Annotated in this window: 1 protein-coding gene and 1 pseudogene; one reads left to right on the top strand and one right to left on the bottom strand. The window is 40.0% G+C overall.

Going from position 1 to position 2,175, the window contains the following annotated elements:
- Positions 1-425: 425 nt before the first annotated feature.
- Positions 426-1,601, top strand: coding sequence for an MFS transporter (locus AB6E08_RS23065; protein ID WP_139137526.1), 1,176 nt, complete (start codon positions 426-428; stop codon positions 1,599-1,601).
- A 374-nt stretch (positions 1,602-1,975) separates the two neighbouring features.
- Here AB6E08_RS23065 and AB6E08_RS23070 read toward each other — a convergent pair.
- Positions 1,976-2,071, bottom strand: a pseudogene (locus tag AB6E08_RS23070) (RDD family protein); the annotation flags it as partial.
- Positions 2,072-2,175 lie beyond the last annotated feature (104 nt).

The raw sequence follows: 2,175 nt of genomic DNA on the forward strand, positions 1-2,175 counted from the left end.
TCTCACTCTCCTAACTCTAGGTTGCAAAGGAGGGAGTGGATTCCATACATCAAGTTTGCGCAACAGAACGGTGCTTAAATTAACCTGATAATTCCCCAAATTTTCTTTATGTCAGGCCACAGGTTGGGGCTGCTCACTTTCTACCAAAATTGAGCATTCGTTATGGAATGATCCTAGCTATAAATGTGCATATTTACTTATATTGGCATATAGAAATAAAATCAAAGTAGTGGTTGTACTTGTCGAGATGACGTAGAGTGCTCGACTAACTAACACGTTGATTTTATGAGTCATAAAGTTAACCACTCAAAGATGGTTTGCTCAAGAGGCAAAGACAAGGAACGACGATTATCAGTAAATTTCTTAAAGCTGTTTCCATGTATAGAGGCTTACCTTCAAATATATACTACATAGCTATTGCTAGAATGATACTTGGCATGGGTAACTTTATTATTCCATTCCTAGTGTTACTTCTTACCGAAAAACTGTCTTACTCGACAACGGTAGCTGGTTCTTTGGCCATGGGAGTTACGGGAGCATACCTTGCAGGTAACTTCTTAGGTGGCAAGCTTTCAGATAAGTTTGGCCATAAGAATATAATGGTCGCTGGCGAACTAATCGGTTCAATCTTGTTATTAGCATGCGGGTTTGCCCCTGATAGTGCAACATTGGTTCCTGTTTTGCTTTTTGCCGCCTATTTCTTTATGGGATTAGCATTACCTGCAAGCAATTCTTTGGTTGCAGACTTATCGACACCAAAAAACCGTGATGCTGTAATGTCACTTAGTTACCTAGCATATAATTTTGGTTCGGCTGTAGGACCGATATTAGCTGGATATCTTTTCTGGAACTATACGAGTTGGATATTTTTGGGAAATGGGCTCGCAGCTTTAATTGGGATTTTGGTTGTTCTATTGCTCGTAAAACCAGAGACTATTCATCAAGTTGAATCCACTGAGGTAGACTCGGAACTAGAAAAAAGTGTTTCAGGTTCTGTTTGGTCTGTACTAATGGATAGACCACATCTGGTAGTTTTTACTTTGTTTACTGGATTGTTGTGGTTTTCTCTTAATCAAATGACGATGGCGAGTCCTTTATATTTGAACCATATTTTTGGTACTGAAGGTCCTGTTATTTTTGGGCAGTTAATGACATATGCTTGCGTACTGGTTGTGCTTATTACACCATTGTTGATGAAAATGACTTCGTCAAAAACAGAGACAGTGAGCCTTGCATATTCGGGGTTGTTGTTTACTTCTGGATATTTTCTCATATTACTGTTCCCAACTATCCCTGTTCACTTTCTGGCGTGGTTTTTCTTATCAGCGGGAGAAGTTTTATTACTGACTAAAGAGGGGGTTTATTTGGCAAACCAGTCACCAAATAGCCACAGAGGTAGAATTCAAGGTGTACTTATTACATTTAGAAGTTTGTTGGTAATGCCTAGCTTCGTAATTATTGGATTCACTATAGATACATACGGATATCTATCTACTTGGACAATTGTTATTTTGGTATCCATTCTCGCTGTCATCGGATTGTTAGCGATGAATCGCCATCAAAACAGAGTTAAGCCTGCTCGTGTGTTAGAAAAAAGCTAGTTGTGTTCAACAAGAGTCGATGTTCAATGAATATACCTGCCTGAAGCATCGTTATGCAGGTTTGTATTCCGTTAAACAAGTTACGCACTGCACGAAATTGTCCATTTTCTTTCCACAATGACCACCTCTAGAAAACGGTGGTCATTGTGTTTTGATATACCAAAAGTTATCTGAAAGCTAAATATCGCCCGAAGCGGATAAGAAGGTTTTGTCCAGAAATGAGTTTGAATGTAGTTCGACTAGATCTGCTTTGATGGAACCGCCACGCCCGAAGGCAACGGGATTTTGAAGAGGTAGTGTGTTGAAGTGATTGGAGGGGGGTATGGTCTATATATGGTTCATCAATTTCGTCGCCAGCTCTGCGGTAGCATTTCCATCATTTCAATAGCGATTACGATCAGAGCGTCGTAGAACAAGGCACCAAATCGGCGCATGACTCCTGCTGGTGGCAGAGTGTTTGTTGATGTCATGTGTTATTACTTCTTTAAAAATTGAGGCGTCAGAATATAGTTTAAGGCTTAGCCTGAAAAGAGACATGACGCACAGCTTATGACTTAGTGGCGAAATTATCGGC

Origin of the sequence: Vibrio sp. 10N.247.310.24 (assembly GCF_041467175.1) — a bacterium.
Classification (GTDB): domain Bacteria; phylum Pseudomonadota; class Gammaproteobacteria; order Enterobacterales; family Vibrionaceae; genus Vibrio; species Vibrio tasmaniensis_A.